The sequence below is a fragment of the Pseudomonas sp. TNT2022 ID1044 genome (assembly GCF_028656895.1).
Classification (GTDB): domain Bacteria; phylum Pseudomonadota; class Gammaproteobacteria; order Pseudomonadales; family Pseudomonadaceae; genus Aquipseudomonas; species Aquipseudomonas reinekei.
In genome coordinates, this window is the sequence record NZ_JAMDHB010000010.1 from 150,168 (window position 1) to 174,595 (window position 24,428).

Below are 24,428 nucleotides of genomic sequence, written 5' to 3' on the forward strand. Positions count from 1 at the left end.
CCGTCTATCCGCCTCATAGCCAGAATTCTCAGGTGCCCAAGCGGATCGAATGTTAGCTTCGGGCGCCTGAGTTTTTTGCCATTCCTATGAGGCTCTCGCTATGACCGCACCGACTGCAATTCGCCGACTCAACGCTGCTGACCCGGATTTCGCGCATCATCTGGATCATCTGTTGAGCTGGGAAAGTGTGTCTGACGACTCGGTCAATCAGCGGGTGCTGGACATCATCAAGGCTGTGCGTGAGCGTGGCGACGCGGCGCTGGTGGACTTCACCCGCCAGTTCGATGGTCTGGACGTCAAGTCGATGGCCGACCTGATCCTGCCGCGTGAGCGTCTGGAGCTGGCGTTGACCCGCATCTCCGTGGCCCAGCGCGAAGCGCTGGAAATCGCCGCCGCCCGTGTGCGCAGCTACCACGAAAAGCAGAAGCAGGATTCCTGGAGCTACACCGAGGCCGACGGCACGGTGCTGGGCCAGAAAGTCACGCCACTGGATCGCGCCGGCCTGTATGTACCGGGCGGCAAGGCGTCGTACCCGTCGTCGGTACTGATGAACGCCATTCCGGCCAAGGTGGCTGGCGTGACCGAAGTGGTCATGGTGGTGCCAACCCCGCGCGGTGAAATCAACGAGCTGGTGCTGGCCGCTGCCTGCATCGCCGGCGTGGACCGTGTGTTCACCATCGGCGGTGCTCAGGCCGTGGCGGCGTTGGCCTACGGCACCGAAAGCGTGCCGAAGGTCGATAAAGTGGTCGGCCCGGGCAACATCTATGTCGCGACTGCAAAGCGTCACGTATTTGGCCAGGTCGGTATCGACATGATCGCCGGTCCGTCGGAAATTCTCGTGGTGTGCGACGGCCAGACCGATCCGGACTGGATCGCCATGGACCTGTTCTCCCAGGCCGAGCACGATGAAGACGCCCAGGCGATTCTGGTCAGCCCGGACGCCGAATTCCTCGACAAGGTCGCTGCCAGCATTAGCAAGCTGATGCCAACCATGGAGCGCGCCGCGATCATCGAAACCTCGATCAATGGCCGTGGTGCGCTGATCAAGGTGCGCGACATGGAGCAAGCCATCGAAGTCGCCAACCGCATCGCGCCGGAGCACCTGGAATTGTCGGTTGCTGATCCACAAGCCTGGCTGCCGCAGATCCGCCATGCCGGTGCGATCTTCATGGGCCGTCATACATCCGAAGCGCTGGGCGATTACTGCGCCGGGCCGAACCACGTATTACCGACTTCCGGTACTGCGCGCTTCTCGTCGCCGCTGGGTGTGTATGACTTCCAGAAACGCTCGTCGATCATCTTCTGCTCCGAGCAGGGTGCGTCCGTGCTGGGCAAGACCGCTTCCGTGCTGGCCCGTGGCGAGTCGCTGACCGCCCACGCCCGTAGTGCTGAATACCGCATCGTTGACGAACAAAAGGGGAACTGAACATGAGTAAATTCTGGAGCCCGTTCGTCAAGAATCTGGTGCCTTACGTGCCGGGCGAACAGCCAAAACTGGCGAAACTGGTGAAGCTCAACACCAACGAAAACCCGTACGGTCCATCGCCAAAAGCCCTGGCGGCGATGCAGGCCGAGCTGAACGACAACCTGCGCCTGTACCCGGACCCGAACAGCGATCTGCTGAAGAACGCCGTCGCCAAGTACTACGGCGTGCCGAGCAACCAGGTGTTCCTCGGCAACGGTTCCGATGAAGTGCTGGCGCACATCTTCCACGGTTTGCTGCAGCACGATCAGCCGCTGCTGTTCCCTGACATCAGCTACAGCTTCTACCCGGTCTACTGCGGGTTGTACGGCATCAAGTTCGACGCGGTGCCGCTGGACGAGCAGTTCCAGATCAACCCGGCGGACTACGCCAAGCCGAACGGCGGGATCATCTTCCCTAACCCGAACGCGCCGACAGGTTGCCTGCTGGCACTGGAAGCGGTCGAGCAGATTCTCAAGGCGAGCCCGGATTCAGTGGTGGTGGTCGACGAGGCGTACATCGACTTCGGCGGCGAAACCGCGATTGCACTGGTGGACCGTTATCCCAACCTGCTGGTGACCCAGACCTTGTCCAAGTCCCGTTCCCTGGCCGGGCTGCGAGTGGGCCTGGCGGTCGGCCATCCGGACCTGATCGAGGCGCTGGAGCGGATCAAGAACAGCTTCAACTCCTATCCGCTGGATCGCATGGCGAATGTCGGCGCGGCGGCAGCATTCGAGGACCGTGAGTATTTCGACAAGACTTGCCGTTTGGTGATCGAGAATCGCGAGAAGGTCGTTGCGCAGTTGGAGGAGAAGGGCTTTGAAGTGCTGCCATCGGCGGCTAACTTCATTTTTGCCCGCCACCCTCGGCACGATGCGGCAGGGCTGGCGGCGAAATTGCGTGAGCAAGGCGTGATCGTGCGGCACTTCAAGCAGGAGCGAATTGCGCAGTTCTTGCGGATCAGCATCGGCACGCCAGAGCAGAACCAGGCGCTGATCGACGGCCTCGGCGATCTCTGAACCACCGCTGACCCTGTAGGCGCCGGCTTGCCGGCGATGGTGGTCTAACATTCAACATCAAAGTTGAATGTTAGATCTCATCGCGAGCAGGCTCGCTCCCACATTGTTAGTGGTTTGGCTTACTCGTGATGCGGCTCGCCCAGGAACGTCAGCGAGCTGAACAAGCCGCGACTGTTCACATCAACGCTGTCCTTCACCGGCACTTCCACCTGCGCCGAAATCACGTTCAAGCCTTCGTTGCGAACCAGCACTTGCGCCCGACCGTTTGCATCGGTTTCGGTGCTCAGGGTATTCGGTGCGTTCCGATAGTCCCCGACCAGCTTCACGCCCGCAGCGGGTTTGCCATCCAGTAACACCTGGACAGGCAGCGACTTGCCCGGCCCTACGGTCAGCGGATCGACCTCCGGCAGAATCAGCAACTTTATCTGGTCCAGCTTGGGCAACTTTGCCCCGGGCTGATAAATCGCCAGGCTGTACTTGAACGTCTGGGTCGCCTCGATCGCTCCCGGCACTTTGCTGCGACCTTCGTTGATCCACTTCTTGTCGGCAGTCTGCGACCACATGCCATTGTCCAGCGCCACCGCCATCACGGCGGGTGGTTTGAGCGGTTGCAGGCGCGCGTGGTCGGGCAGGCGCTGCACGGTCACCGGGATCATTTTTGCGCTGATGTCATAAGCCCAGGCGCCGCTGATTTTTTGCGCCTTGAAGGCATTGTCTTCGGCGCCATGCCCGTAAATGACCTCGATGTTGCCGCGACGTTGTTCGGTCCACAGGCCGTGGGCCGAGACCTCAGTGGCAAACAGCAAGCCGAGCAGTGCCAAGGGTTTGAGTGGGTGCATGGGGGTGTCCTTTTACAGAGTGAGTGTCAGGCTGACAGTGAAATTGCGCGGCTCGCCGGGGTTGACCCAGTAGTTGCTGTAGGAGCGCTCGAAGTATTTCTCGTCGAAAATGTTGTTCAGGTTCAGGCCCACCGTGATGTTCTCGCTGGCCTTGTAATGGGCCAGCAGGTCGACGGTGTGATAGGCCGGTAATTCAAAGTCGCTGCCGGCTTCGCCCGAGCGATCGCCGACATAAGTGAACGCGGCGCCAAGGTCCGAACCACGCAGTCGACCGTCCTGGAACTCATAAACACCCAACAGGCTGCCGCTGCGTTTAGCCACGCCGAGAATGCGGCTGCCGGCGGGAATGACCTTGTCGCCCTCAGTGACCTCAGCGTCGATGTAGGCGAAAGCGCCGATCACCCGCACAGCGTCGGTGACTTGCCCGGTGACTTGCAGATCGAAACCCTGGCTGCGTGCCTTGCCCATGGCCCGGCTGGTGTCGGTACCCGGGTCGAGGGCGAGGACGTTTTCTTTCTCGATATGGAATGCGGCGAGGGTACTGCTCAGACGGTCGTCGAACAGCTCGCTCTTGATCCCGATTTCGTAGCCAACGCCTTCTTCCGGGTCGAAGGATTTACCGGCCGCGTCCAGGCCATTGTTCGGCTTGAACGAGGTCGAAGCGTTGGCGAACAGGCCGACTTCAGGGGTCAGCTGATAAAGCAAACCGGCCCGTTGGGTCAGCGCGTCGTGACTCTGAGTGCTGGTGGCGCCACGGGTGTGATCGTCGATGCTTTGCTCGAAATGTTCGAAGCGCACACCGAGCATGCCCCGCAGCTTGTCGGTGAAGATGATCTGGTCCTGCAGGTTCAGTGCATGGCTTTCGACGTGTTCGAAGAAGTCCGTGCCAGAGCGTGCGCCGTTGGGTTTTGGCTGGCCGTAGACCGGTTGGTAGATGTCGATGGCGTAGGGGCTGCCGGCAATGGTCGTTACCCGTTCGTTTTTGCGGTAGTTCTCGTATTCGCTGCCGATCAACAGTTCGTGCTGCAAACGGCCGGTGTCGAAAAAACCGCGCAGTTCGAGTTGGGTAATGCTGTCGTGCCAATTGTTGTCACGCTCGCGATAGCGGCGATTGACGGTATGGCCGTCGGCATTCAGTGGGCGCGATTCTGACGCGAAGCCCCAGAGTTTGCCTTCCTTGTAATGGCTTGCCAGACGCAACTTCCAGCTGTCGCTGAGCTGATGTTCAAGGGCGGCCTGCAGCATGTTGTTGTGGTTGTCGATGTCACCATCGTCGGGTTCGCCGAGGAAGGTCGAACGGGAGACGCCGCTCCAGGTGTTGTTGGGGGCGACAATGCCGCGATCGAACGTCGAGCTGTGGCGAACGAATTCGCTTTCCACCAACAGGCTGGTGTCCGGATTGAGTTGCCAGCTGAAAGAGGGCGCGACAAACACACGCTGGCTGTCGACGTGATCGCGGAAGCTGTGGTTGTCCTCGACGGCCAGGTTGACCCGCGACAGCACGTTGCCTTGGTCATCCAGTGGCGTGTTGACGTCCAGCGCGGTGCGATAACTATCCCAACTGCCCGCGCTGGTGTTCAGGGTCGCGAAGGCTTCCGGCTGAGGTTTCTTGGTGACGATATTCACCGTGCCCCCCGGATCACCTCGGCCGTACAGGCTGGCGGCGGGGCCTTTGAGTACTTCGATGCGCTCGATGTTCGCCACGTCCGGGGTGCTCGGGTAGCCACGGTTGGCGCTGAAACCGTCCTTGTAGAATTCCGACGTGGTGAAGCCGCGCACGCTGTATTCGTACAGCGTCAGGCCACCGAAGCTGTTCTGCTTCGAAACACCGCCGGCAAAGTCCAGCGCGCGTTCAACGCTGTTGCTGCCCAGATCGTTGAGCACGCTGACGGGGACTACGCTGATCGACTGCGGGATGTCGCGGATGGCGGTGTCGGTTTTGGTCGCGCTGGCGGAGCGGGTGGCGCGGTAACCAGCGACAGGTCCGGTGGGGGACTCGTAGTCGGAAGTGACGCTGATGGCGTCCAGTTCCAACGCTTGGGATTCCTCGGCGAAAGCCGGTTCTCCCAACAACCCGAGGGCAAGACTTGCCACGGAGGCCTTTATTCGAGACGACATGTTATGTTGTTCCAATTGCTAGAATTGAAACAATATAACATGCCTAATGAGAATGTCTTCTGTTAACGACGTTGGCTTTGCGGGGGCTGCCTATGCCGCAAAAGATTGCAGCCGGCGGCAGCTCCTGCAGCTAGTTCGCTTCTTTTTCCTTGACCGGGGCTGGCGGTGGACGCAAACCGATTTCCGCCGTTAGCTTGATCTCCTTGCCGTTGCGCATGACCTGAATCGTGACCTTGTCAGTCGGTTTGATCCGCGCAACCTGGTTCATCGAACGGCGGCCATCGCCTGCCGGCTCGCCATCGATGGCAAGAATCACGTCGCCCAATTGCAGCCCGGCCTTCTGCGCCGGACCGTCACGGAAAATCCCGGCCACGACAATGCCCGGACGCCCCGACAGACCGAACGATTCCGCCAGCTCCTGGGTCAACGGTTGTACTTCGATCCCCAGCCAGCCACGAATGACCTGGCCGTGCTCGATGATCGATTTCATCACTTCCATCGCCAGTTTTACCGGGATCGCAAACCCGATGCCCTGGGAGCCGCCGGATTTGGAGAAGATCGCGGTGTTGATGCCCGTCAGGTTGCCGTTGGCGTCCACCAGCGCACCGCCGGAGTTGCCGGGGTTGATCGCGGCGTCGGTCTGGATGAAGTCTTCGTAGTTGTTCAGGCCCAGCTGATTGCGCCCGGTGGCGCTGATGATGCCCATGGTCACGGTCTGGCCGACGCCGAACGGGTTACCGATGGCCAGCGCGACGTCGCCGATGCGGATGTTGTCGGAACGGCCGACGGTGATCGAAGGCAGGTTCTTCAAATCGATCTTCAGGACCGCGAGGTCGGTTTCCGGGTCGCTGCCGATGACGCGGGCGAGGGTTTCACGCCCGTCCTTGAGCGCTACCACGATTTGGTCAGCACCGCTGGTCACGTGGTTGTTGGTCAGGATGTAACCTTCCGGGCTCATGATCACACCGGAACCGAGGCTCGACTCCATGCGTTTCTGCTTGGGCGAGTTGTCGCCGAAGAAGCGGCGAAATTGCGGATCCTCAAACAGCGGATGGCTGGGTTTGCTGATGACTTTGGTGGTGTACAGGTTCACCACGGACGGCGCGGCGGTGGTCACCGCTTCGGAATAGGACACCGGGCCTTGCTGCATGGTGGTGGTTTGCGGCGCCTGCTGCAGGTTGACGTCGAGGCTCGGAAGCCCGACCCACTGCGGGTAACGCTGGATGATTAACAGTGCGACAAGCACGCCGGCCAACAGCGGCCAGCCGGAAAAACGCAGCGCCTTGAGCATTAAGCACGTCCTGAGAGAGTTGCAGGCGGAATGATACCGCTCATAATGACGCGCATTATACGAGGCCGCGCGTGCCTCTGAACGGGATATTTAGGAGTCTTTTATGGCCGTCGCCCTGAGCACCCTGGTCGAAGAAGCCGACCGTTACCTCGGCAGTTCGAAAATTGCCGATTACTGCCCCAACGGCTTGCAGGTCGAAGGGCGGCCGCAAGTGATGCGTATCGTCAGTGGCGTCACCGCCAGTCAGGCTTTGCTCGATGCCGCCGTGCAAGCCAACGCCGATCTGGTGCTGGTGCACCACGGTTACTTCTGGAAGGGTGAAAACCCGTGCATCACCGGCATGAAGCAGCGCCGCTTGAAGACCTTGCTCAAGCACGACATCAGCCTGCTGTCGTATCACCTGCCGCTGGACCTGCACCCGGACGTCGGCAATAACGTGCAGCTGGCGCGTCAGCTCGACATCACCGTCGAAGGCCCGCTGGACCCGGACAACCTGAAGATTGTCGGGCTGGTCGGCTCATTGAACGAGCCGGTGACCCCTCGCGACTTCGCTCGCCGTGTGCAGGAAGTCATGGGCCGCGAGCCTCTGCTGATTGAAGGCAGCGCGATGATTCGCCGGGTCGGCTGGTGCACCGGTGGCGGTCAGGGCTATATCGATCAGGCCGTGCTGGCGGGTGTCGATCTGTACATCAGCGGCGAAGCGTCGGAGCAGACGTTCCACAGCGCTCGGGAAAATGACATCAGCTTCATCGCCGCCGGTCACCATGCTACCGAGCGCTATGGCGTTCAGGCGCTCGGTGACTATCTCGCCCGGCGTTTTGCCCTCGAGCACATTTTCATCGATTGCCCAAACCCCATTTGACGCTGGTCCCTCCAGGAGCCGGCTAGACCCAAACAGGCAGGCATATTCATATGCCCTTTCGATCTAGTTGGCGTCCTGATTAGAAGAGGTCGCTGTGCTAGGATTCCCCGCTCGAACACGGCCCGCTGGCCGTTCATAAGAAAGATTTCGTGAGTAGCCATGGTCGACAAACTGACGCATCTGAAACAGCTGGAGGCGGAAAGCATCCACATCATCCGCGAGGTGGCCGCCGAGTTCGATAACCCGGTGATGCTGTACTCCATCGGTAAAGACTCCGCCGTGATGCTGCACCTGGCACGCAAGGCATTTTTCCCCGGCAAGCTGCCGTTTCCGGTCATGCACGTCGACACTCGCTGGAAATTCCAGGAGATGTACGCCTTCCGCGACAAGATGGTCGCGGAACTGGGCCTGGACCTGATCACCCACGTCAACCCGGACGGTGTGGCGCAGGGCATCAACCCGTTCACCCACGGCAGTGCCAAGCACACCGACATCATGAAGACCGAAGGCCTGAAACAGGCACTCGACAAATATGGTTTCGACGCTGCCTTCGGTGGTGCCCGTCGCGATGAAGAGAAATCCCGCGCCAAAGAGCGTGTGTACTCGTTCCGCGACAGCAAGCACCGCTGGGACCCGAAAAACCAGCGTCCAGAGCTGTGGAACGTCTACAACGGCAAGGTCAACAAGGGCGAATCCATTCGTGTGTTCCCGTTGTCGAACTGGACCGAGCTGGACATCTGGCAATACATCTACCTTGAAGGCATCCCGATCGTCCCGCTGTACTTCGCCGCCGAGCGTGAAGTCATCGAGAAGAACGGCACGCTGATCATGATCGACGACGAGCGCATCCTCGAACACCTGAGCGATGAAGACAAAGCGCGCATCGTCAAAAAGAAAGTGCGTTTCCGTACCCTTGGCTGCTACCCGTTGACGGGCGCGGTGGAGTCCGAGGCCGAAAGCCTCACGGACATCATTCAGGAAATGCTCCTGACGCGAACTTCCGAGCGCCAGGGCCGTGTCATCGACCACGATGGCGCCGGCTCGATGGAAGACAAAAAACGTCAAGGTTATTTCTAAGGGGCTGTCATGTCGCATCAATCTGATTTGATCAGCGAGGACATCCTCGCCTACCTGGGCCAGCACGAGCGTAAAGAACTGCTGCGCTTTCTGACCTGCGGTAACGTCGACGACGGCAAGAGCACCTTGATCGGGCGCTTGCTGCACGACTCCAAGATGATCTACGAAGATCACCTGGAAGCCATTACCCGCGACTCGAAAAAAGTCGGCACCACTGGCGAAGACATCGACCTGGCATTGCTGGTCGACGGCCTGCAGGCCGAGCGTGAGCAAGGCATCACCATCGATGTCGCTTACCGCTATTTCTCCACCGCCAAGCGCAAGTTCATCATCGCCGACACTCCCGGCCATGAGCAGTACACCCGCAACATGGCCACCGGTGCGTCCACCTGTGACCTGGCGATCATCCTGGTCGACGCCCGTTACGGCGTGCAGACCCAGACCCGTCGCCACAGCTTCATCGCCTCGTTGCTGGGCATCAAACACATCGTCGTCGCCATCAACAAGATGGACCTCAAGGACTTCGACCAAGGCGTGTTCGAGTCGATCAAGGCCGACTATCTGAAGTTCGCCGAAGGCTTGAAGATGAAGCCGACGAGCATGCACTTCGTGCCGATGTCTGCCCTGAAAGGCGACAACGTGGTGAACAAGTCCGAGCGCTCGCCGTGGTACACCGGCCAGTCGCTGATGGAAATTCTCGAGACCGTGGAAGTGGCGGGCGATCGCAACTTCACCGATCTGCGTTTCCCGGTGCAGTACGTCAACCGTCCGAACCTGAACTTCCGTGGTTTCGCCGGCACTTTGGCCAGCGGCATCGTCAAGAAAGGCGACGAGGTTGTGGTCCTGCCGTCGGGCAAGAGCAGCCGCGTGAAATCCATCGTCACCTTCGAAGGTGAGTTGGAACACGCCGGTCCTGGTCAGGCGGTGACGCTGACCATGGAAGACGAGATCGATATCTCCCGTGGCGACCTGTTGGTGCATGCCGACAACGTGCCGCCGGTCACCGACAGCTTCGAAGCGATGCTGGTGTGGATGGCTGAAGAACCGATGCTGCCGGGCAAGAAGTACGACATCAAACGCGCCACCAGTTACGTGCCGGGCTCCATCGCCAGCATCGTCAACAGGGTCGACGTGAACACCCTTGAAGAAGGCCCGGCCAGCGCGTTGCAGCTGAACGAAATCGGCAAGGTCAAGATCGCGCTCGACGCGCCGATTGCCCTCGACGGTTACGAAAGCAACCGCACCACCGGCGCGTTCATCATCATCGACCGCTTGACCAACGGCACCGTTGGCGCGGGCATGATTGTGGCCCAGCCTTTGGCCCATGGCACCAGCACCCACCACGGCAAACTGGCCCACGTCGCCACCGAAGAACGCGCCCAGCGCTTCGGCCAGCAACCGGCCACCGTGTTGTTCAGTGGCTTGTCAGGTGCGGGCAAAAGCACGCTGGCCTACGCCGTTGAACGCAAGTTGTTCGACCTGGGACGTGCAGTGTTTGTACTGGATGGCCAGAACCTGCGTCACGACCTGAACAAAGGTCTGCCACAGGATCGCGCCGGACGTACCGAGAACTGGCGTCGTGCCGCGCACGTGGCGCGTCAGTTCAACGAAGCGGGTCTGCTGACGCTGGCGGCGTTCGTTGCGCCGAGTGCTGAAGGTCGTGAACAGGCCAAGGACCTGATTGGCAAGGAGCGTCTGCTGACGGTCTACGTCCAGGCCTCGCCGACTGTCTGCGCCGAGCGTGACCCGCAAGGTCTGTACGCGGCGGCCGGGGATAACATCCCGGGCGAATCCTTCCCGTACGACGTGCCGCTGGATGCCGATCTGGTGATCGACACCCAGGCTGTGTCGCTGGAAGAAGGCGTCAAGCAAGTGCTGGATCTGCTGCGCAAGCGTGGCGCGATCTAAGCCTTAGCCTGAAATAAAAAACCCGCCGATGAGTGATCATCGGCGGGTTTTTTTGTGTCTTTGAAATGGCAATCGCCAGCAAGCCAGCTCCTACAGGATTGTGTCAACGCCGACTATCACTGTGGGAGCTGGCTTGCCAGCGATGAGGCCGGTACAGACACCTCAAAACTTTGCGGGATACTCGCGATGCATCTGCTCCAGCAATGCATCCTTGTCCTGCCACATCTGATTGATCCAGCCCTGGAACTGCAAGCGATACTCGCCGTCCTGGTCGTAGTTCTTGCCGATGAACTGGGGCGGAATCTTCAATTCCTCAAAATGCACCACCACATCCGCAACGTTCCCGCACAGCAAGTCCCAAAAGCCGGGACGCCCGGCAGGGTAGTGAATGGTCACGTTGACGATGGATTCCAGTTGCTCACCCATGGCATCCAGCACAAAGGCAATGCCGCCGGCCTTGGGTTTGAGCAGGTAGCGGAACGGTGATTTCTGCTGGGCGTGCTTGCCGTCGGTGAATCGCGTGCCTTCAACGAAATTGAAAATCCCCACCGGATTATTGCGAAACTTCGCGCAGGTCTTGCGGGTGGTTTCCAGGTCTTTGCCTTTCTTTTCCGGGTGCTTTTCCAGATAAGCCTTGGAATAGCGTTTCATGAATGGAAAGCCCAGTGCCCACCACGCCAGACCAATCACCGGCACCCAGATCAGTTCCTGTTTGAGGAAAAACTTCAGCGGCTGGATGCGCCGGTTGAGCACATATTGCAGCACCAGAATGTCGACCCAGCTTTGGTGGTTGCTGGTGATCAGGTACGAGTGCTGATAGTCGAGGCCCTGCAGGCCGCTGATGTGCCAGCGAGTGCGGCGTACGAGGTTCATCCAGCCTTTGTTGAGGCTGATCCAGGCTTCGTGGGTGTGGCTCATCAACCAGCCGGCAAGACGTTGAGTGAGGGCAAACGGCAAGGCTTTGACAAGCGCCACACAGAACAGAAACGAGCAGAGCAAAATCGTGTTCAGTGCCAACAGCAGCGAGGCGATCACGCCCCGCAACGGAGCAGGTAGGAAATCCAGCATTTAAACATCCATAGGTCGGTTGGCTGCCTGGATCGCGGTCAACGCGATGGTGTAGACGATGTCATCGACTTGCGCACCCCGGGGCAGGTCGTTCACCGGTTTGCGCAGACCTTGCAGCATCGGCCCCAGGCTGACGCAGTCGGCGCTGCGCTGCACGGCTTTGTGGGTGGTGTTGCCGGTGTTCAGGTCGGGGAACACGAACACCGTGGCGCGACCGGCCACCTGACTGTTCGGCGCCAGTTGCCGGGCCACGGTTTCGTTGGCGGCGGCGTCGTATTGCAACGGGCCGTCGATCAGCAGCGAGTTTTGCTGTTCATGGGCGAGCAGGGTGGCTTCGCGGACTTTCTCGACCTCTTCGCCGCTGGCTGATTCACCGCTGGAATAACTGATCATCGCCACGCGTGGCGTGATGCCGAACGCTGCTGCCGAATCCGCACTTTGCAGGGCGATCTCGGCCAGTTCGCTGGCGCTTGGGTGCGGGTTCATCACGCAGTCGCCGTAGACCAGCACTTCCTCCGGAAACAGCATGAAGAACACCGACGACACCAGGGTGCAGCCCGGTGCCGTCTTGATCAATTGCAGGGCCGGGCGGATGGTGTTGGCGGTGGAGTGAATGACACCCGAGACCAGGCCATCGACTTCATCCAGTGCCAGCATCATGGTGCCGATCACCACCGTGTCTTCCAGTTGCTGCTCGGCCATCGGCGCGTTGAGGCTTTTGCTCTTGCGCAGCGAAACCATCGGTTCGACGTAGCGCTCGCGGATCAGGTCCGGATCAAGAATTTCCAGCCCCGGTGGCAGCTCGATTCCCTGGGCGCGGGCGACGGCCTGCACGTCTTCGGGCTTGGCCAGCAACACGCAACGGGCGATGCCTCGGGCCTGGCAGATCGCGGCCGCTTGCACGGTCAATGGCTCGCTGCCTTCGGGCAACACGATGCGCTTGTTAGCGCTCTGCGCACGCTGGATCAGCTGATAACGGAACACTGCCGGCGACAAGCGCATTTCCCGGGGCGTGCCGCAGCGCTGGTGCAGCCATTTGGCATCCAGATGGCTGGCAACGAAATCGGTGATGATTTCGGCGCGCTCGCGGTCGTCGATCGGGATTTCCTTGTTCAGCCCGTTCAACTGGTTGGCGGTGTCGTAGGAACCGGTACTCACCGACAACACCGGCAAGCCCGCCTGCAACGCGCCCCGGCACAAATCCATGATGCGCGGGTCGGGCAGGGTGTCGCTGGTCAGCAGCAGGCCGGCCAACGGCACGCCGTTCATGGCCGCGAGGCTGACGGCGAGGATGATGTCGTCGCGATCACCCGGAGTCACCACCAGCACGCCGGGCTTGAGCAGCTCCACGGTGTTGCGCATGGTGCGGGCGCAGATGATGATTTTGGTCATGCGCCGGGTTTCGTAGTCACCGGCGTTAAGCACCTGGGCGCCCATCAGATCGGCCACGTCACGGGTGCGCGGCGCGTTCAGTTCCGGTTGAAACGGGATGCAACCCAACAGGCGGAAATCACCGCTACGCAACAACGGCGAATGCTCTTTCAGACGCGTGGAGAATGCCTCCATGCTCTCGTCGGTTTGGACCTTGTTGAGGATCACGCCAAGGACTTTCGGGTCCTTCGGGCCACCGAACAATTGCGCCTGCAATTCCACGCGACCGGAGAGTTCGGTCAGCACTTCGTTTTCCGGTGCCGAGACCAGGATCACCTCGGCGTCCAGACTCTTGGCCAGGTGCAGGTTGACCCGCGCGGCGTAACTGGCGCTGCGGGTCGGGACCATGCCTTCGACGATCAGCACGTCTTTGCCGATGGCGGCCTGCTGATAAAGGGTGATGATTTCTTCGAGCAGCTCATCGAGCTGACCGTCGCCGAGCATGCGCTCGACGTGGGCCAGGCCCAAAGGTTGAGGCGGCTTCAAACCGTGAGTGCGGGCCACCAGCTCGGTGGAACGCTCGGGTCCCGTGTCACCCGGATGCGGCTGGGCGATCGGTTTGAAGAAGCCGACCTTGAGGCCGGCGCGCTCAAGGGTGCGCACCAGCCCGAGGCTGATGGAGGTCAGACCCACACCAAAATCGGTGGGCGCGATAAAAAAAGTTTGCATGCGGATTCTCTGAAGGAGCATGGCAATGGTGAGGGCCTATGACTGGCCGTCTACCGATATTCAGTCACCAAGGTTAGCGCTAACCGAGCCTTGTGCGCACCAACCGCAAGCAAAGGACTGGCCTATTTTTTCAAGGCGTTGCAGCGGGTCCATGACCCAGGCCCGTGATTGCCACGGCGGCTGGTGGCGCAGGTGCTGGGTGTGGCCGCAGGAAAGCTCGACCACCCAGTGACCGTCCTCGTCCTGATGAAACCCGGTGATCGTCGAATCCCGTCTGTCCGGGTTGTGTTCGCTTTCGGGCGATTGCTTCGCTAAACTGGGTCTTTCAATATTCTTATGCAAAAGGTCTCGCCCCATGCTGATCGCCGCCAATAAGGCTGTCTCCATCGACTATACCCTGACCAACGACGCTGGTGAGGTCATCGACAGCTCCGCCGGCGGCGCGCCGCTGGTCTACCTGCAAGGTGCAGGCAACATCATCCCGGGCCTGGAAAAGGCGCTGGAAGGCAAAGCAGTCGGCGAAGAGCTGACCGTAGCTGTTGAACCGGAAGATGCCTACGGCGAATACGCTGCAGAACTGGTCAGCACCCTGAGCCGCAGCATGTTCGAAGGCGTTGATGAGCTGGAAGTGGGCATGCAGTTCCACGCTTCCGCTCCGGACGGCCAGATGCAGATCGTGACCATTCGCGATCTGGACGGCGACGACGTAACCGTCGACGGCAACCACCCGTTGGCCGGTCAGCGCCTGAATTTCCAGGTCAAGATCATCGCCATCCGTGACGCCAGCCAGGAAGAAATCGCTCATGGCCACGTCCATGGCGAAGGTGGCCATCACCACTGATTTCTGCGCTAAGCTCAGATAACTGGAGAGGCGCCCTGTGGGCGCCTTTTTAGTCTGCGGCTGTCTCGGGTGACACCGCAAAGCGGCTGTTTCGAGAAGAACACTGGAATCTGGAGTACGTCATGAGTGCTTTTCACGACCTTAATTTGACAGCCCTGGATGGTCAGGCGCTTCCTCTGGCACCGTTCAAGGGGCATGTCGTGCTGGTGGTCAACGTTGCCTCCAAATGTGGCCTTACCCCACAGTACGCCGCGCTGGAAAACCTCTACCAGCAATACAAGGCCAAAGGCTTCAGCGTACTGGGTCTGCCATGCAACCAGTTTGCCGGGCAGGAGCCGGGCACCGAGCATGAGATCCAGGAGTTTTGCAGCCTCAACTACGGCGTGACCTTTCCGTTGTCCAGCAAGCTGGAAGTCAACGGTCATGAGCGTCATCAGCTATACAAACTGCTGGCGGGCGAGGGCGCGGAGTTTCCGGGGGACATCACCTGGAACTTCGAAAAGTTTCTGTTGGGCAAAGACGGGCGCGTACTGGCGCGATTCTCGCCGCGTACCGCACCGGACGATCCGACGGTGATTCAGGCGATCGAGAAAGCCCTGAGCTGACACTCCCTTTTGTAGGAGCTGGCTTGCCAGCGATCGCGGTGGTCCTGATCCACCGTGGCGCCTGGATCGCCAGCAAGCCGGCTCCTACAGATCTCCCTTTGGATCCTTAATCACCCAAATCAATAGTGCTTTTCAGCGCGCATGAAGCTCCATATTATCGCCGTCATAAAGTTACTTCTCCGTGGAGCGTCCCATGCCCGTAAAAGCCTTGTTCAAACCGTTCCACCTCGGCACCCTCGAACTGCCGACCCGCGTCGTCATGGCGCCGATGACCCGCTCGTTTTCGCCGGGTGGCGTGCCTAATTCCAAGGTGATCGAGTACTACCGTCGTCGCGCCGCCGCGGGCGTTGGCCTGATCATCACCGAAGGCACCACCGTGGGTCACCAGGCTTCCAACGGCTACCCGAACGTACCGCATTTCTACGGTGAGGCCGCGCTGGCCGGCTGGAAGAAAGTGGTCGACGCCGTACACGCCGAAGGCGGCAAGATCGTTCCGCAGCTGTGGCACGTGGGCAGCGTGCGGCGTATCGGCACTGAGCCGGACGCCAGCGTACCGGGCTACGGTCCGTCGGAAAAAATCAAGGACGGCCAGGTCGTGGTTCACGGCATGACCCAACAAGACATTCAGGACGTGATTGCCGCCTTTGCCCAGGCTGCGAAGGATGCCCAGAGCATCGGCATGGACGGCGTGGAAATCCACGGCGCCCACGGTTATCTGGTCGACCAGTTCTTCTGGGAAGGCAGCAACCAGCGTACCGACGAATACGGCGGCAGCCTGGCCAACCGTTCGCGTTTCGCCATTGAGCTGATCCAGGCTGTGCGTGCCGCGGTCGGTGAAGGCTTCCCGATCATTTTCCGCTTCTCGCAGTGGAAACAGCAGGACTACACCGCGCGTCTGGTGCAAACCCCGCAAGCCTTGGGCGAGTTTCTCAAGCCGCTGTCTGACGCTGGCGTGGATATTTTCCACTGCTCGACCCGCCGCTTCTGGGAGCCGGAGTTCGACGGTTCCGAACTGAACCTGGCAGGCTGGACCCGCAAGCTCACCGGCAAACCGACCATCACCGTGGGCAGCGTTGGCCTGGATGGCGAGTTCCTGCAGTTCATGGTCAACACCGACAAGGTCGCGCAACCGGCCAGTCTGGAAAAACTGCTGGAGCGTTTGAACAACGATGAGTTCGATCTGGTGGCGGTCGGTCGAGCGTTGCTGGTCGACCCGGACTGGGCGCAGAAAGTGCGTGACGGTCGCGAGGAAGACATCCTGCCGTTCAGCCGTGAGGCGTTGATGACGCTGGTTTAAGTTTAAGCGGCGTCTGGACTGACTCAATCGCCAGCAAGCCGGCTCCTGCAGGTTCTGAGAAATCGCGACACCTGTAGGAGCTGGCTTGCCAGCGATGGCAATCCCAAAAACACAAAAAACTCAAGGCACGGTCGATGCATTCGGCGCCACCTGCTCCCCCACACAAGCACCCCGTAACTGCCCTTCAAATTGTTCAATGATCGCCGGCCATCCCTGCCGACTGGCATGCTGGCGCGCATTGAGCCGCACGCAACGCAAGGTTTCAGTCTCTTCAAGCATCCACACCGCCGCATCGCAAAATGCATCTTCATCCCCAGGCATCGCGAGCACGCCGTTGTAGCCATGGCGAATGTGTTGCGCCGCCGCAGCCTGATCGTAAGCCACCACGCCGAGCCCGGAAGCCAATGCCTCAAGCACCACGTTGCCGAAGGTTTCCGTCAGGCTCGGGAACAGAAACACATCCCCTGACGCATAGTGAGCCGCCAACGCTTCGCCGCGTTGTGAGCCACAAAAGATCGCCTCGGGCAGTTCTTTTTCCAGGTCCGCACGTTGCGGCCCGTCGCCGATCACAATCAGCTTGAGGTGGCGCTGTGGATAAGTGCTCTTCAGGGCGTCGAAACAGCGCTTGAGCAGCCCCAGATTTTTCTCCGGTGCCAAACGTCCCACATGGATGACGGCAATGTCGTTCTCACCCAGTCCCCATTGCTCGCGCAGCGCGTTCAAGCGTTTGGCCGGGTGGAACAGCTGGCTGTCGACGCCCCGGGACAACAATGCCAGACGCTCGAAATGACGACGTTCCAGCTCCAGGCGCTGGCTGACACTGGGCACCAGCGTCAGGTTCGAGCGGTTGTGGAACCAGCGCAGGTAGTGGGTCAGCAGGCGGGTGAGCAAACCGAGGCCGTACTGGCTGGAATACTGCTGGAAATTGGTGTGAAAGCCGCTGACCACCGAAATGCCCAGGCGCCTTGCCGCGCGCAATGCGGACAGGCCCAGCGGGCCTTCGGTGGCGATGTACAAGACATCCGGGCGATGGCGCTTCCAGCGTCGCAGCAACTTGTGCATCGACGACTGGCCCCATTGCAAGCCAGGGTAACCGGGCAGCGGCCAGCCTCGGCACAGCAGCAATTCATCGTCGCTGCCAGTCTGCTGATCGCAGCCCTGACGTGGTCGAACCAGCTCCACCTGATGCCCGCGCGCGCGCAAACCGTCACACAGGCGGCCAAGGGTATTGGCCACGCCGTTGATTTCCGGAGGGAAGGTTTCGGTGATCAGGGTGATATGCAGAGCTGTCGTCATGACCCCAGTGTCTGCTGGGGCCATGTCGACGTTGTGACGGCGGGATGATGGATTTGTGACAGCGTCAGCGTTGTACCACGAGGTTCTCCGCGCCGCGCTCGCGCACCCAGAACAGCGTTGCCCCGGCCACGGCAGCCGGCATCATCAAAATGTTGACCACCGGGATCAGCAGCACCAGGTAAACACTGCCGCCAAAACCCATGCTCTGCCAGCGCTTCTCGCGCAGCCAGGCAAGCATTTCGTTCCAGCCCAGCTTGTGGTTATCCGCCGGGTAGTCGATGTACTGGATCGCCATCATCCAGACCCCGAACAGCAGCCACAGCGGTGCGGCGATGATGTTCACCACCGGAATGAACGAGAGGATGAACAGCCCGATAGCCCGCGGCAGGAAGTAGCCGAGCTTGCGCATCTCGCGGGCCAGGGTGCGCGGGATCATCGCGACCAGCTCACCCCAGCTGAAGGCCGGGAAGTCATCGGTGCCGCGCACCACCACCTCGACTTTCTCGGCGAGAAATCCGTTGAACGGCGCGGCGATGATGTTGGCGAGCATGGTGAAAGTGAAGAACACCATCAACACCACCAGCACCACGAACAGCGGCCAGAGGATGTAACTGAGGAAACTCAGCCACTCGGGCAGGGAAGGCATCAGCGTATCGACCCACAGGCTGAACTGATGGCCGGCCAGATAGATCAATCCGACGAACAGCACCAGGTTGATTGCCAGCGGCAGCAACACGAATAAACGCAGGCCGGGGCTGAGGACCAGTTTGAGGCCTTCACGCAGGTATTGCGGGCCGGAAAGAACGGGGGCGGGCATAACGTGCTCCGAGCAGAGGGTAAACGCGCCGACCTTACCGGCTTTGCCTGACAGGTGAAAGCACGGCAGCGGTATCGACATTCACTGTAACAAAGGCGTCCTGAAAATCACGCTGACGGGATAGAGACCACCTATGAGCTGGATTGTTAAACCGTATTTCCTTAATCTTCGCCCCCTCGATACGCTGCACCCAATCTTTTTACAGGACGGTCGTGTTCAAGCCTTCCCCAAGTGCTTTCAACCGTTCTTTTTTATTCCCGCCGGTGATCCGGCGTTCCGCGCCAGGTGTTCCGGGCCGGTCAACAGGAGCAGGTCATGTCTGAAGTCCGTCATTCGCGAGTGATTATTCTCGGTTCCGGCCCTGCCGGTTACAGCGCTGCGGTGTATGCCGCCCGTGCCAACCTCAAGCCACTGCTGATCACCGGCATGCAGGCCGGCGGTCAACTGACCACCACCACCGAAGTCGACAACTGGCCTGGCGACGTCCACGGCCTGACCGGCCCGGCGCTGATGGAGCGGATGCGCGAGCACGCCGAGCGCTTTGAAACCGAGATCGTTTTCGATCACATCAATGCCGTGGACTTCGCTGCCAAGCCGTACACCCTGACTGGCGACAGCGCGACGTACACTTGCGACGCCCTGATCATCGCCACCGGCGCCAGCGCTCGTTACCTGGGCCTGCCGTCCGAAGAAACCTTCATGGGCAAAGGCGTTTCGGCCTGCGCGACCTGCGACGGTTTCTTCTACCGCAACAAGCCAGTGGCTGTGGTCGGCGGTGGCAACACCGCCGTTGAAGAAGCCCTGTACCTGGCCAACATCGCCAGTACCGTAACCTTGATCCACCGTCGCGAAACGTTCCGCGCCGAGAAGATCCTGATCGACAAGCTCAATGCTCGCGTGGCTGAAGGCAAAATTATCCTTAAGCTGAACGCAACCCTGGACGAAGTCCTGGGCGACAACATGGGCGTGACCGGTGCTCGCCTGAAGAACAACGATGGCAGCTTCGACGAAGTGAAAGTCGACGGCGTGTTCATCGCGATCGGCCACACCCCGAACACTTCGTTGTTCGAAGGCCAGTTGACCCTGAAAGACGGTTACCTGGTTGTGCACGGCGGCCGTGACGGCAACGCCACCGCGACCAACCTGGAAGGTATCTTCGCCGCCGGTGACGTGGCTGACCACGTCTACCGTCAGGCCATCACCTCGGCCGGCGCCGGTTGCATGGCGGCACTGGATGCCGAGCGTTACCTCGACGGTCTGCAGAACGCTTGATTGTGTTTTCGTCGATATGAAAAAACCGGCTTCGGCCGGTTTTTTCATGGGCAACACAAATCAGACTTGCAGGGGTCGAGGTCAGGTCAGTCTTGCCAGGCAGGCTTCAAGGATATCCAGGCCTTCTTCGAGCACCGCAGCTTCAGTGGTCAGCGGCGCCAGCAGTCGAATGATGTGCCGCGACTTGCCGCTAGGCATCAACAACAAACCGGCATCACGCGCCAAGGCCAGCAGTTGCGTCAATTGTGCGGCGGCGGGTGTGCCGTCGGCGTTGCTCAGTTCGATACCGCGCATTGCGCCAACGCCGGTCAGGCGCCCGAGGTACGGCGTCAGCTTGCGATCTCGCCAGGATTGGTAGCGGCTGACAATCGCCTCTTCCTGTTGTGAACCCCAGGCTTGCAGATTCTCATCCGTCATTTCATCCAGCGTCGCCAATGCAGCAGCACAGGCGATGGGATTGCCCGAATAGGTGCCGCCGAGCCCGCCCTTGGGCAAGTTGTCGAGCAGCGCCTTGCGTCCGACCACCGCACCCAGCGGCACGCCGCCGGCGATGCTTTTGCCGAGCAGGATCAGGTCCGGCTCGATGCCCAGTCGCGAGAATGCAAAGCGCTGCCCGGTACGGCCGAAACCGGACTGGATTTCATCAGCGATCAACACAATGCCTTTCTCGTCGCAGAAGCGGCGCAGCGCCTGGGCGAACGCCACCTCCATGGCCAGGAAGCCGGCTTCACCCTGCACGGGCTCGACGATGAAGCAAGCCACGTCCTCGACGTCGATTTCGACACTGAACAGACGCTCCATGGCTTTCAGGGCCTCGGCGCAGGTTACGCCGTTGTCCTGGCTGGGGAAGGGCAAGTGATACACCGGCCCGGGCAGCACGCCGACTTTCTGTTTGTAGGGCGCGACCTTGCCGTTGAGATTGAGGGTGGCCAGGGTGCGACCGTGGAAGGCGCCATCAAAGGCAATCACCGCGCTGCGGCCGGTGGCGCCACGGACGATCTTCAGCGCGTTCTCAGCGGCTTCGGCACCACTGTTGGTGAGCATGCCGCTGACCGGGTAATCGACCGGGATAAAGGCGCTGAGGCGCTCCATCAAGTCGATGTAGGGCCTGTGAGGCGCGGCATTGAATGCGTAGTGGGTCAGGCGGGTGGCTTGTTCGCGAATGGCCTCGACGATGCGCGGATGGCAATGGCCGAGGTTGAGCACGCCGATGCCACCGACAAAATCGATGTAGCGTTTGCCGTCGGTGTCCCAGACCTCGGCGTTTTTGCCGTGGCTGAGCGTGACGGGGTGGACGATGTTGATCGACTGGCTAATGGATTCACTGCGCATGGATGATCGACTCAGAAGAAGGGAGGCTTCTTTTATCTAAGCCGCGAGCAGCGGTACCGGGCAAACGAAATAAAGTGGCCGGATCAATCTTAAAAGTCAGGACATGGCACCCAACCCTGTAGGAGCCGGCAAGCCGGCTCCTACAAAGATTAGCGGCGAGTCAGGGGCTGCCGGGTGAATTTCACCCCGGCCAGACCCTGGGCAATCAGCGCGCGGATGTTGCCGTGATCGCTGCCTTCGGGCGTCGCCAGCACCGAGCGGTAATGCTCGCCGAATGCCAGCAGTGCTTCTTCATCGCTCAGGCCTTCCAGCAAAGCCAAGCCCAACGTCTTGCACGAACCTTCGTTCTGCCCGGCCGCGTTTTCCACGCCGCCATTGTTGAAGGCCTGAGGCTGGTAGTCGTAACCGGCAGCGATAAACGCCAGGGTGTCGGCGAAAGCGTGTTCACCGCTCTTGAGGCTGGCGCGCAGGGTGTTCAAATCACTCATTGGGTTTTCCTTTGGCGAACGCCGCTTGCTGTTCGGCGCTGGCTTCTTGCTGAAATTGGGCTTTCCATTGGGCATACGGCATGCCGTAAACCACTTCACGGGCGTCATCGAGGCTGACGTCGATCTGGCGTTCGTCGGCAGCGGCCTTGTACCACTTGGACAGGCAGTTGCGGCAGAAACCCGAGAGGTTCATCAGGTCAATGTTCTGCACATCCTTGCGGCTGTCCAGATGGGCCACCAGCCGGCGAAAGGCCGCGGCTTCGAGTTCGAGGCGTTGTTGATCGTTCATGGCGGTCTCTGCGAGACAGCTTCAAGCGACAAGCTTCAAGCTGCAAGTTGGGTTGCGGTGGCTGCCAGTTTACAGCCTGACGCTTGTGGCTTGTAGCTAGCGGCTCGCTGCAAGCGTAATCGACACCGACTCGGCGAATCGCAACGCGTGGGGTTTGTCGACTTCGACTTCGGCATACAGCACTGAAGCGTTGGCCATGACCAGATCGAGAATTTCCTGGGTCAGGCGTTCGAGCAGGGCAAAGCGATTGCCCTCCACGTGGGCGATGATCGCTTTGGTGATGGTGCGGTAGTTCAGCGCGTGATCGATGTCGTTGTCACGTACCGCTTCCTGGGCTGCATAGAGGATGGTCAGGTTGATCAACACATCCTGCTTGTTGAGGATTTCATCTTCGTTGATGCCGATGAAAGTGCGCAAACACAGGTCCTTGACCCGGATGCGTGCCATGCCTGGTTGAAGTTGTGGCATTACTACTTGCTCCGTCCAATCAATTGCAGGAACTCCTGACGGGTGTTGCTCGACTCGCGAAAGGCGCCGAGCATCACCGAGGTGTTCATGGTCGAATTCTGTTTCTCGACGCCGCGCATCATCATGCACATGTGCTGCGCCTCGATGACCACCGCGACGCCTGCCGCGCCGGTCACGGCTTGCACCGCGTCGGCGATTTGCCGGGTGAGGTTTTCCTGGATTTGCAGACGACGGGCGAACATGTCCACCAGCCGTGCAATCTTCGACAGGCCCAGCACCTTGCCCGTTGGAATATAAGCCACATGCGCCTTGCCAATGAAGGGCAGCATGTGATGTTCGCACAGTGAATAGAGCTCGATGTTGTCGACGATCACCATTTCATCGTTGTCGGACGCAAACAATGCGCCGTTGACGATTTGCTCGACACTCTGTTCATAACCATGACACAGGTACTGCATGGCTTTGGCCGCGCGCATCGGCGTGTCGCGCAAGCCTTCGCGGTCGGGATTTTCACCGAGGCCGATGAGGATCTCTCGAAAATTCTGAGGCAGGGATAACGTCATGGATGATCCTCGCGGGACACTTATTTGATGTGCCTTCCGCCATTGACGGTCAGGGTCGTGCCGGTGACATAAGGGTTGTCGAGCAAGTATCGCAGGCTCTGGTAGATCACTTCGCTGCCGGGTTCGATGCCCATCGCGGACTTGGCCAGTGCCTTGGCGCGGTAGGCCGCGTCGTCGTCAGGGTTGAACAGTAGCAGGGCGGGCGCTATCGCGTTGACCTTGATCTGCGGCGCGTACTTTGCGGCGAAGGACAGGGTCAGGTTTTCGAGCCCGGCTTTGCTGGCGCTGTAGCCGATGTGCTTGCTGCTGCCCTTGCGCGTCACGTCGTCGCTGATGTGCACGATGTCGGCGGGGCTCGAACGCTCGAGCAAGTCAGCGCAATGCAGGTTGATCAGGTAGGGCGCCAGCATGTGCACGCTGAACATGCGGGTGAAGGCGGCTGCGTCGGTGTCCGGGGTTTCGGCCAGCCATTCGGAGGCATTGTGGACAATTGCCCGCAGGCTGTCGGTATGGGTTTTCAGTTCGCTGATGAAGGCAAGGATTCCGGCCTCGCTGGCGAAGTCCGCGAACACCGCCGTCGCTCCCAGGTCGCGCAGGACCTGCACGCCGGGGCGTTCAGTGCGGTAGCTGACGATCACCTGATGACCGTCTTCGAGCAATCGCTGCGCACAATGCAGGCCGACACGCTGGCCGGCACCGGTAATGAGGATAGGGGCTGCGGAAGAGGTCATGAACGGCTCGCGTCGCGGTGAGAGCAAAACTATACCAGCGACGAGCCGTGCGATGCCTGCGATCTTTTAGCGGTTTTGTGTGGAGGGCTCGGTGGACAATCGTCGCGTCGGCGTGCTGTTGAGCCAGTTGGCCAGCAGTCGGGTCGACAGCGGAATAAAGAAATAAACCATCAACGGCGTCAGGCACAGGGTGCTGACAATGACCCGAGGCAGCAGGCTCATCTCATTCAACAGCGGCCCCAGGGCAAAGTTGAACAAAAGAGAAACCGGAAAAAACGCCAGCCAGATCGCCACCGCCTGTTTCCAGCGAGGCGGACGTTGTCCTGCCGCGCCGAACCAGCCCTCGATGCCACTGACCCGATGTTCTGTCGGGTGGGCGAACAAGTCGCTACCACGTGCCAGCCAGGCGGTGCGCGAGACCGAATGTTCCCAGGCGTGCAGGGTCTGTTCGTCGACAAAGCGGAAAATAATCTGGAATTCGTCATCTTCAGGCGGCGGAGCGAGCACGCCTGAGCCGAGATAACCGGGGAAGTCGGTGGCCAGTTGTTCGCCTTCGTGAAGCCAGGTGATGAGGTCCTGATAGCGCCCATTGGCAACGCGGCGCGCAACCATCAGCGTGACGGGGGAGGTCGACATTTTGTATCTCCGTATTTCGATTGCGACGCTCCGGATAGGAGTTTCGCCA

24 protein-coding genes are annotated in these 24,428 nt (G+C 60.2%); 9 read left to right on the top strand and 15 right to left on the bottom strand.

Annotated elements, in window-relative coordinates; translation table 11 throughout:
- Positions 1-100: 100 nt before the first annotated feature.
- Together hisD and hisC are read left to right on the top strand one after the other, a co-directional pair.
- Positions 101-1,426 carry a histidinol dehydrogenase gene (gene hisD / locus M5G20_RS15550; protein WP_273919793.1) on the top strand — a complete coding sequence of 442 codons (1,326 nt, stop codon included), beginning with the start codon at positions 101-103 and terminating at the stop codon, positions 1,424-1,426.
- A gap of 2 nt (positions 1,427-1,428) precedes the next feature.
- Entirely contained in the window at positions 1,429-2,481 is a 1,053-nt protein-coding gene (gene hisC / locus M5G20_RS15555) for a histidinol-phosphate transaminase (RefSeq protein ID WP_150731839.1), read from the top strand.
- A 119-nt stretch (positions 2,482-2,600) separates the two neighbouring features.
- On the opposite strand, the gene M5G20_RS15560 is transcribed toward hisC, so the two are convergent.
- The 3 genes from M5G20_RS15560 to algW all read right to left on the bottom strand — a co-directional run bounded on the left by M5G20_RS15560 (position 2,601) and on the right by algW (position 6,729).
- Positions 2,601-3,320: a DUF4198 domain-containing protein gene (locus M5G20_RS15560; RefSeq protein ID WP_273919795.1), complete on the bottom strand. Its 720-nt coding sequence runs from the start codon at positions 3,318-3,320 to the stop codon at positions 2,601-2,603.
- Between the two features lie 12 nt (positions 3,321-3,332).
- Positions 3,333-5,438: a TonB-dependent siderophore receptor gene (locus M5G20_RS15565; RefSeq protein ID WP_273919796.1), complete on the bottom strand. Its 2,106-nt coding sequence runs from the start codon at positions 5,436-5,438 to the stop codon at positions 3,333-3,335.
- A 130-nt stretch (positions 5,439-5,568) separates the two neighbouring features.
- The gene (algW, locus tag M5G20_RS15570; protein WP_273919797.1) at positions 5,569-6,729 is read right to left on the bottom strand and encodes a Do family serine endopeptidase AlgW; all 1,161 of its coding nucleotides are present in this window, start codon (positions 6,727-6,729) and stop codon (positions 5,569-5,571) included.
- 103 nt (positions 6,730-6,832) lie between these two features.
- On the opposite strand from algW, the gene M5G20_RS15575 reads away from it, so the two are divergent.
- The 3 genes from M5G20_RS15575 (at position 6,833) to cysN (ending at position 10,576) form a co-directional block, all read left to right on the top strand.
- Complete coding sequence (locus M5G20_RS15575; protein WP_273919798.1) at positions 6,833-7,591, top strand: Nif3-like dinuclear metal center hexameric protein; 759 nt, start codon at positions 6,833-6,835, stop codon at positions 7,589-7,591.
- 159 nt (positions 7,592-7,750) lie between these two features.
- Positions 7,751-8,668 carry a sulfate adenylyltransferase subunit CysD gene (gene cysD / locus M5G20_RS15580; protein WP_090316153.1) on the top strand — a complete coding sequence of 306 codons (918 nt, stop codon included), beginning with the start codon at positions 7,751-7,753 and terminating at the stop codon, positions 8,666-8,668.
- Between the two features lie 9 nt (positions 8,669-8,677).
- Complete coding sequence (cysN, locus tag M5G20_RS15585) at positions 8,678-10,576, top strand: sulfate adenylyltransferase subunit CysN (RefSeq protein WP_273919801.1); 1,899 nt, start codon at positions 8,678-8,680, stop codon at positions 10,574-10,576.
- A 162-nt stretch (positions 10,577-10,738) separates the two neighbouring features.
- Here cysN and M5G20_RS15590 read toward each other — a convergent pair whose 3' ends face one another.
- The 3 genes from M5G20_RS15590 to M5G20_RS15600 are packed head-to-tail and all read right to left on the bottom strand — an operon-like array spanning position 10,739 to position 14,131.
- Positions 10,739-11,644 carry an acyltransferase gene (locus M5G20_RS15590; RefSeq protein ID WP_273919802.1) on the bottom strand — a complete coding sequence of 302 codons (906 nt, stop codon included), beginning with the start codon at positions 11,642-11,644 and terminating at the stop codon, positions 10,739-10,741.
- Positions 11,645-13,744 (bottom strand): phosphate acetyltransferase, encoded by a 2,100-nt coding sequence (gene pta / locus M5G20_RS15595; protein ID WP_273919803.1) that lies wholly within the window; start codon positions 13,742-13,744, stop codon positions 11,645-11,647.
- A gap of 60 nt (positions 13,745-13,804) precedes the next feature.
- Entirely contained in the window at positions 13,805-14,131 is a 327-nt protein-coding gene (locus M5G20_RS15600) for a DUF3565 domain-containing protein (protein WP_273919804.1), read from the bottom strand.
- On the opposite strand from M5G20_RS15600, the gene M5G20_RS15605 reads away from it, so the two are divergent.
- The 3 genes from M5G20_RS15605 to M5G20_RS15615 all read left to right on the top strand — a co-directional run bounded on the left by M5G20_RS15605 (position 14,100) and on the right by M5G20_RS15615 (position 16,487).
- Positions 14,100-14,585, top strand: a complete 486-nt coding sequence (locus M5G20_RS15605; RefSeq protein WP_150731849.1) for an FKBP-type peptidyl-prolyl cis-trans isomerase — start codon at positions 14,100-14,102, stop codon at positions 14,583-14,585. The two genes, M5G20_RS15600 and M5G20_RS15605, sit on opposite strands and share 32 nt — an antisense overlap.
- 122 nt (positions 14,586-14,707) lie before the next feature.
- Positions 14,708-15,190 (top strand): glutathione peroxidase, encoded by a 483-nt coding sequence (locus M5G20_RS15610; protein ID WP_273919805.1) that lies wholly within the window; start codon positions 14,708-14,710, stop codon positions 15,188-15,190.
- Between the two features lie 193 nt (positions 15,191-15,383).
- On the top strand, positions 15,384-16,487 hold the full coding sequence (locus M5G20_RS15615; protein ID WP_273919806.1) for an NADH:flavin oxidoreductase: 1,104 nt from the start codon (positions 15,384-15,386) through the stop codon (positions 16,485-16,487).
- 120 nt (positions 16,488-16,607) lie between these two features.
- On the opposite strand, the gene M5G20_RS15620 is transcribed toward M5G20_RS15615, so the two are convergent.
- Both M5G20_RS15620 and cysZ read right to left on the bottom strand, forming a co-directional pair.
- Positions 16,608-17,807, bottom strand: a complete 1,200-nt coding sequence (locus M5G20_RS15620; protein ID WP_273919807.1) for a glycosyltransferase family 4 protein — start codon at positions 17,805-17,807, stop codon at positions 16,608-16,610.
- Between the two features lie 40 nt (positions 17,808-17,847).
- Complete coding sequence (cysZ, locus tag M5G20_RS15625) at positions 17,848-18,600, bottom strand: sulfate transporter CysZ (RefSeq protein ID WP_075947597.1); 753 nt, start codon at positions 18,598-18,600, stop codon at positions 17,848-17,850.
- 315 nt (positions 18,601-18,915) lie between these two features.
- Between cysZ and trxB the strand changes: the two genes are divergently transcribed.
- The gene (gene trxB / locus M5G20_RS15630; protein WP_150703658.1) at positions 18,916-19,872 is read left to right on the top strand and encodes a thioredoxin-disulfide reductase; all 957 of its coding nucleotides are present in this window, start codon (positions 18,916-18,918) and stop codon (positions 19,870-19,872) included.
- An 81-nt stretch (positions 19,873-19,953) separates the two neighbouring features.
- Here the strand turns inward: trxB and M5G20_RS15635 are convergent, their stop codons facing one another.
- From M5G20_RS15635 to M5G20_RS15665, 7 genes are all read right to left on the bottom strand, one after another.
- Positions 19,954-21,204 (bottom strand): 2-aminoadipate transaminase, encoded by a 1,251-nt coding sequence (locus tag M5G20_RS15635; RefSeq protein WP_273919808.1) that lies wholly within the window; start codon positions 21,202-21,204, stop codon positions 19,954-19,956.
- Between the two features lie 149 nt (positions 21,205-21,353).
- A complete protein-coding gene (locus M5G20_RS15640; RefSeq protein ID WP_273919809.1) occupies positions 21,354-21,692 on the bottom strand; it encodes a HopJ type III effector protein in 339 nt (112 codons plus the stop codon).
- A complete protein-coding gene (locus tag M5G20_RS15645; RefSeq protein ID WP_273919811.1) occupies positions 21,685-21,981 on the bottom strand; it encodes a DUF1244 domain-containing protein in 297 nt (98 codons plus the stop codon). Before M5G20_RS15645 ends, M5G20_RS15640 begins: the two co-directional genes overlap by 8 nt.
- Before the next feature lie 96 nt (positions 21,982-22,077).
- Positions 22,078-22,449: a dihydroneopterin triphosphate 2'-epimerase gene (gene folX / locus M5G20_RS15650; RefSeq protein ID WP_007970304.1), complete on the bottom strand. Its 372-nt coding sequence runs from the start codon at positions 22,447-22,449 to the stop codon at positions 22,078-22,080.
- Between the two features lie 2 nt (positions 22,450-22,451).
- Positions 22,452-23,012, bottom strand: a complete 561-nt coding sequence (gene folE / locus M5G20_RS15655) for a GTP cyclohydrolase I FolE (RefSeq protein ID WP_273919812.1) — start codon at positions 23,010-23,012, stop codon at positions 22,452-22,454.
- Positions 23,013-23,032: 20 nt separating this feature from the next.
- Positions 23,033-23,743, bottom strand: coding sequence for a dihydromonapterin reductase (gene folM, locus M5G20_RS15660; protein WP_273919813.1), 711 nt, complete (start codon positions 23,741-23,743; stop codon positions 23,033-23,035).
- Positions 23,744-23,809: 66 nt separating this feature from the next.
- Positions 23,810-24,379 carry an antibiotic biosynthesis monooxygenase gene (locus tag M5G20_RS15665; protein ID WP_273919814.1) on the bottom strand — a complete coding sequence of 190 codons (570 nt, stop codon included), beginning with the start codon at positions 24,377-24,379 and terminating at the stop codon, positions 23,810-23,812.
- Positions 24,380-24,428: the final 49 nt, after the last annotated feature.